We start from the raw sequence: 6,361 nt of genomic DNA, 5'->3' as shown, positions 1-6,361 counted from the left end.
CGACAGAGGCGCAATCCGATGTTGCAAGCTGACTCGTGGAACCAAGAGCTGGGCGGTAGCACCCAGCTATCCCCCGGCTTTAGCCGTGGGGAGTGTCAACCCGCCTCAAACCTTGAGGTCTTGCTTAGTCTCGCTCAAGCTCTGGTCCTCTTGAGCCCGTTCGCGGTCGGTCGTCGGTTCGCGGCTACTGTCGTCACCCAAGATACCCTGGGGCCGGATCAGCATCACCAAGACTAGGGCTGCCCCGAAGATTAACAAGCGATATTCCGAGAAACCCCGCAATAACTCCGGCAGGACGACCAGAATAAACGCCCCGAGCATCGCCCCCACTACCGAACCCATCCCCCCTAATACCACCATCGCCAGGACAATCACCGACTCAAACAGCGTAAAACTCTCCGGGGATACAAACGAGATCTGACTCGCAAACAACACCCCAATCACCCCGGCAAAGGCCGCCCCGCTCGCAAAGGCCAACAACTTGAGGCGCACCGTATCAATCCCCATCGCCGCCGCCGCAATCTCATCCTCCCGGATCGCCACCAACGCCCGTCCAATCCGCGAATTTTTCAGGCGACTCGTGATGAGCCACGCCCCCCCGACAAAGACCAGAGCTAAATAATAAAGTTGCACTGGCTGGTATAGCTCCAACCAAATCAACCCGCCATTACTCACCCAAGGCACCATCGGCGGCTTGATCCCAGCAATCCCTTGGGGACCACGGGTCAACCAGTCTAGGTTATTGAGCGTGATGCGGATAATCTCCCCAAACCCCAGGGTGACAATCGCCAGATAATCCCCCCTGAGCGGTAAGGTCGGTGCTCCCAACACTACCCCAATCCCGCCCGCCAGGACCGCCGCCACGGGCAAGACCATCCAGAAGGTCCAGCCGTACTGGGTACTGAGAATCGCCATACTGTAGGCCCCGACCGCAAAAAAAGCGATGTAGCCCAAGTCCAACAACCCTGCCATCCCGACCACGATGTTGAGGCCCATGGCGAGGACCATATAAATCCCCACGGAGACCAGGACATTCATGATATAGGTGGGTTGACTGGTCAGTTGCGCCAATAGAGGCACCCCCACCGCCGCCAAGACCACCACCAAGAAACGGACCCAGGCAGGACGAGTCGACCAGAAACCAGCCAGATTTTTGAAGATGTCCACGGAGATGATTAGCGAATTCTTTTTAGTGTAGGGTCCCCAGCGTCCAGAAATTGTGGTGATGGCAACATTAGGAATTCCCCACCGTGATAAACCAGTCCCCGATGTAAAAGAAAGCGGGGAAGAGCCCGCCCTGCAACACCCGGCCCCGCAACTGGAAGACCCCATCGTTGGACGGGTTACGGACTTCTTCGAGTTGGACTTCTGGCGATTCACCCTGGGGAATAGGACGGTTCATCTGGATGGTTAGGGCGCGGGCGGTGGTATCGAGGTCTATATTCTTGACGGCATAGCTCCGCTCGGCATTGCGCCCACTGACTACTGCTGCCTTGGTCGTGAGTTGCCCGGTGAAATCGCTGAAATAAAGAATCTGGAGACTCGTCGTCGGGAAGGGTAGGGGACTAAACGTTAAGTTATAACGGTCGCTCACGCCCGGTGTACCTTCCTGAAGCTTGTACTGGAGGACACTTTCTTGATTCACGCCGAGGGGGAGACCCTGGGCCAGCACGGGCGACCCCGCTCCCAACAGTAACAATAAACGGCGTTTCATCGCGTCACCAAGGCTTCTTCTAAGGGAGCACTGAGGCACTGGGCTAAGGGCGCACGACCGAGCCGCTTTTCCAAAAGGTCCATCACTGTCCGTCCGAAGTCATCGGGATTCATCTGCCAAGCTTCTAAACAGACTTGACCTAGGAAGGACCCCAAGGGTTCTGGGTTCCAGAGGAGTTTGCGGGCAGACCAAGGGGTCATCTCCATCGGGTTGTAGTCTTTTTCAAGGAGATTGTTTTTGAAGGCATATTCCTCAAGTCCTGTATGGGGTTGAAGGCCGATGAAGAAGATGGCTGGGTCCACTTTGTCGCGCCCGAAAATCGCTTCGAGTTCGCGGTGGTAGGTAATCGTCTCGCGGATGGTTTCGTGGGTCTCATCAATCACATTAAAGGAGTAATTGACCGAGATGATGTCGTTGTAGCCCGCCGCTTTGAGAGCACGAGCGTTTTCGAGGACAATTTTGAGATTGTAGCCCAACCGCATTTTACGAATGAGCTTCTGGGAGCCGGTGGTAATGCCGATTTCAAAGTAATTCATGCCCGTCTCAACCATCAGCCCCGCCACCTCAGGGGTGACGTTATCAGCACGGATGTAGGCCGCCCAATGGATATCCTGCATCGGGGAGGCTTTAATTTTCTCCAGTAGCTCGATGCAGCCCGGTATGTACATTTTTGAGGGGATGAACTGAGCGTCAGTAAACCAGAAATTGCGGATACCCCGGTTATAGAGTTGTTGCATCTCATTGACAATCTCATCCGCCTCATTGACCCGGACCCGCTTACCTTCAACCACGGTATAGATGCAGTAAATACAGTTGTGAGGACAGCCGCGCTTGGTCTGGACCCCAATATAAAAATCTCCGCCTAAGTAATAGCTGAAATCAGGCCAAATCCGCTCGATGTAATCATAGTCACAGGCGGTTTTAATAAACTCAACGGGCTTCTCATCAATGAGATGAGAACGGGGCTGCTCCACTCCCGCCACATAACAGCGTTCTCCGGTGATAGGTTGATGGCGGAGTAACTTCTCTAATAAAAACTCACCCTCACCTACAGAAATAATCGTGCCCCGGGGGACCTGAGAGCCGAGTTGTTCATAAAACACACTCACCGCCCCGCCACCAATCACGATTCGGCACTGAGTTTGGTACTGACGGGCTTTTTCGTAACCCAACTGAATCAAGCCCAAGTTACGCCATAGCTCGGTGTAGTAGTCCACCGTCAAGCGCAGCCCCCCGACCGCTGCCCGTGCTTTCACCCAGAGGTCCGGTGAATAAAAGAACTCAAAGGCATTTTGTAAGGGGTTCCCGGCCCGTCCGCCCACCGGAGCATAGACCTGGATATCCCGCCAGGAGAAACATAACAATGTTGGTTGGAATTCATCAATCTTGCGCGACAGGGCCACCCGGTAATCCAAGGGCGGCACCACGCCCAAGTCCAAAAACTCCTGGACTACCTCAGGGAAAACCTTGTGGACGTAATCTGCCAGATAGACCACGCCGACCGGGAAGATCGGATTGCAGGGAAGGCGCACGTAGAGAATTTTTTCTGGCATGAGTAGTTGACTAGAGCTTGACTTCCAGCGTAACACTGCCCCCCGGTTCGGGAGTGGTCAGGGATTGGGCCGACCACTGCTCACCCCGAACGAGCGTATGGACCTGCCAAGCGTCCAGGGTCTCAGGATAGTCCGCCCGAAAATGTGCCCCCCGTGATTCCTCGCGCCAGAGGGCCGAGCCCAAGACGAGATTCGCCACTAGGAGTTGGTTCCGGGCCTCCAAGCTAGCCCGGTCAGCCCCCCAGTCCCCGGTCTCAAGCCAGGTTTGCCAATGGTGGAGCTGCGCGAGTCCCACGGTCAGCCCCGCCCGGTCCCGGACAATCCCGCAGTGGTCCCAGCAGAGTTGGGGGAGTTTCTGTAAAATAGTTGCCACATGGTCAGCAGCAGGCGGGAGTTCAGGGGTTTCAGGGGCGGGGGTGGGATAGGTGAGGGCTGCCTGCTCCGCATGGTTGCCGATGCGATGGGCAAAGACCAGACATTCCAATAAGGAATTGCTCGCTAACCGATTGGCCCCATGGACCCCAGTGCTCGCGGTCTCACCCACGGCCCACAACCCGGTCAGACTCGTCCGCCCCAGCAAGTCCGTCTGTACCCCGCCCATACAGTAGTGGGCCGCTGGAGCCACGGGGATTGGTTCCTGGCTGATATCGAGGCCCCGCGCTTGACACATCTGGTCAATATTGGGGAACCGTTCCTGCATCCGCTTGGCACCAATGGGCCGAAAATCAATGAAGACCCGCTCCTCACCCTGTGCTTTCAGGTGCAAATAAATCGCCCGCGCCACCACATCGCGGGGAGCTAGCTCTCCCTGGGCATGGTAACGGCTGAGGAACCGTTCTCCCCGGCTATCGAGGATATGGGCTCCCTCCCCCCGTACCGCCTCACTGATTAAGAAGCGCGGGGTATCTGGCAGAGACAACGCGGTGGGATGGAACTGCACAAACTCTAGGTCCCGTAACCACACCCCGGCTCGCCACGCCATCGCCAGTCCATCGCCCGTACAAACTGGCGGGTTGGTGCTATGGACAAAAATCCGGCTGGCTCCCCCGGTGGCAAGGACTGTGACCGGGGCACCAAAATATTCCACTCGGCCCTCATGTCGGCTTTTCACCCCCCAACAACGGCCTTGGTCTACCCAGAGGTCCAGAGCTAAAGTCTTCTCAAAAATGGTGATATTGGGTTGACTGAGGACTTCTTCCATCAAAGCGCGGACCAATTCCCGGCCTGTGGCATCGCGGGCGTGCAAGATCCGTTTACGGGAGTGGGCAGCCTCCAAGGTCAAATCCAACCGGCCCTGATAGCGGTCAAAACCCACACCGAGATGGACCAGTTCATAAATACGCTCAGGGGCTTCTTCAACTAGAACTTCGACAGCAGACCGTTCACACAATCCCGCCCCCGCCACCATCGTGTCCTCAGTGTGTAACTGGAAGGAATCCGTGGGGTCTAGTACCGCCGCAATTCCGCCCTGTGCCCAATCACTGGAGGAGAGGGCCAAGTCTTCTTTGGTGATGAGCGCGATTTGCCAATGCCCCGGTAGGTGGAGGGCTGTATACAACCCGGCAGCCCCACTGCCCACAATCAGCGCATCAAATTGTTGCATCGCCGTCCATCAGGCTAAGGTCTTTGGGGCTTACGCCCATGGGATGACCATGATGATCTATCCTACTGCCCTCCGGTTAGGACCGCGTTGACCTATGGGTTATTCACCTCCCTAGGGCTTGCGGCATTCCTAATAACCCAAACATCCCCAACCGCCTGTGAGGACAGGAACCTTAGGTTCCGTCCTCGTGCTCCCGCCGACCCGTAGGGGCCGCGCACGGCCCCACGTGCAACTAAAGCTCGCCACGAGGACGGGCGGGAATTTATCCGGTTTAACTACTGTTTAAATAGTTCAACTGTCTATTACACCCCGCCCTCTAGACGGTTCTTCTGCCTTTTTAGCCTTGGTCCCCACTACGCCTGTGCCCGGCAGGGTATGGGGCGGAGGGGCCTTCTTACTTACGGCGGTTCTGGAGTTCTTGGTAGACTTCGCGGATATCAATGTGATGGTGGGCCAGCAGGACGAGAGTGTGGAACCAGAGGTCACTGACTTCGCTGATGATCCGGGCGCGGCCTTCACTGGCGGCGGCGATGGCGACCTCGACGGACTCTTCGCCGAGCTTTTTGAGGATTTGGTTCTGGCCTTTGGCGAAAAGACGGCTGGTGTAGGAGTCGGGGCTGGGGTGGTCGCGGCGGTCGGCAATTATCCCGGCGATTTGGGAGAGCGTGTCGGCGGGGGGGGCGGATTTTGCATTAGTTGCGGTTTGGTGAAAACAACTGCGTTCGCCTAGGTGACAGGCGATCCCACCGACTTGCTCCACGGTGATGAGAAGTACGTCTTGGTCACAGTCGTAGCGTAATTCACGGACCCGTTGAGTATGACCGGAGGTCGCGCCCTTGTGCCAAAGCTCGCTCCTGGACCGACTCCAGAACCAAGTCTCCTGGGTGGCAAGCGTCTGGGCAAGACTGGCGGCGTTCATCCAGGCCATCATCAAAACGGTGCCATCTAGATAGTCTTGGACGATGGCGGGGATGAGGCCCTGGTCATTGAAACGGAGGGTTGTGAGATCCACGGAAACACCTTGGGGTAATCTGTCTTAAGTCTTTAATTTTGGGGGAGCCATGGCCTATTTTAAGCTGTTGCGTGGGTTGGTTCTGGTCTGGATGCTGGCTCTCCCTGGTTTTGCTCAAACTAAAACCCTGCGGGTGGCGACGGAGCCAGCTTTCCCGCCCTTCGAGTCTCAGGGGGCCAAGGGTGAACTGGAGGGGTTCAGTATTGACTTGATGTACGCCATTGGCAAAGCGGCGGGGTTTCAGGTGGAGTTTCGGAGCTTGCCCTTTGATGGGATTATTCCTGGACTCCAGGCAGGGACGGTCGATGCGGCGATTAGCTCGCTGACGATTACCCCGGAGCGGGCCAAGACAGTTGACTTTTCGGAGCCTTATTTCAAAGCGGGGCTGGCGATTGCGGTCCGGGCTGAGGACCGAACGATTACGAGTCTTGATTCGCTCAAGGGTAAGACGATTGCGGTCCAGATTGGGACGACGGGGG

General features: G+C 56.7%; 6 protein-coding genes. 1 reads left to right on the top strand and 5 read right to left on the bottom strand.

Annotated features, from left to right (window positions below; all coding sequences use genetic code 11):
* Window positions 1–105: 105 nt before the first annotated feature.
* From HFM78_RS00135 to hisIE, 5 genes are all read right to left on the bottom strand, one after another.
* Complete coding sequence (locus HFM78_RS00135; protein WP_287127385.1) at window positions 106–1,167, bottom strand: branched-chain amino acid ABC transporter permease; 1,062 nt, start codon at window positions 1,165–1,167, stop codon at window positions 106–108.
* A 67-nt stretch (window positions 1,168–1,234) separates the two neighbouring features.
* Window positions 1,235–1,714, bottom strand: a complete 480-nt coding sequence (locus tag HFM78_RS00130) for a DUF2808 domain-containing protein (RefSeq protein WP_287127384.1) — start codon at window positions 1,712–1,714, stop codon at window positions 1,235–1,237.
* Window positions 1,711–3,267, bottom strand: coding sequence for a photosystem II high light acclimation radical SAM protein (locus HFM78_RS00125; RefSeq protein ID WP_287127383.1), 1,557 nt, complete (start codon window positions 3,265–3,267; stop codon window positions 1,711–1,713). The genes HFM78_RS00130 and HFM78_RS00125 overlap by 4 nt, the downstream gene beginning before the upstream one ends.
* Before the next feature lie 10 nt (window positions 3,268–3,277).
* Window positions 3,278–4,870 (bottom strand): L-aspartate oxidase, encoded by a 1,593-nt coding sequence (gene nadB, locus HFM78_RS00120; protein ID WP_287127382.1) that lies wholly within the window; start codon window positions 4,868–4,870, stop codon window positions 3,278–3,280.
* 394 nt (window positions 4,871–5,264) lie between these two features.
* Entirely contained in the window at window positions 5,265–5,882 is a 618-nt protein-coding gene (gene hisIE / locus HFM78_RS00115; protein WP_287127381.1) for a bifunctional phosphoribosyl-AMP cyclohydrolase/phosphoribosyl-ATP diphosphatase HisIE, read from the bottom strand.
* A 91-nt stretch (window positions 5,883–5,973) separates the two neighbouring features.
* Here hisIE and HFM78_RS00110 point away from each other — a divergent pair.
* A partial coding sequence (locus HFM78_RS00110; protein ID WP_396034803.1) for a transporter substrate-binding domain-containing protein occupies window positions 5,974–6,361 on the top strand: 388 nt, incomplete at its 3' end.

This window comes from Candidatus Cyanaurora vandensis (genome assembly GCF_013285555.1).
In the GTDB taxonomy this organism is placed as follows: domain Bacteria; phylum Cyanobacteriota; class Cyanobacteriia; order Gloeobacterales; family Anthocerotibacteraceae; genus Cyanaurora; species Cyanaurora vandensis.
This window is presented reverse-complemented; position numbering and strand designations above follow the sequence as displayed.

Excerpts from the sequence above, each read along its gene's own strand:
- nadB (WP_287127382.1), bottom strand. The coding sequence starts at position 4,870 with ATGCAACAATTTGATGCGCTGATTGTGGGCAGTGGGGCTGCCGGGTTG.
- HFM78_RS00125 (WP_287127383.1), bottom strand. The coding sequence starts at position 3,267 with ATGCCAGAAAAAATTCTCTACGTGCGCCTTCCCTGCAATCCGATCTTC.
- HFM78_RS00130 (WP_287127384.1), bottom strand. The coding sequence starts at position 1,714 with ATGAAACGCCGTTTATTGTTACTGTTGGGAGCGGGGTCGCCCGTGCTG.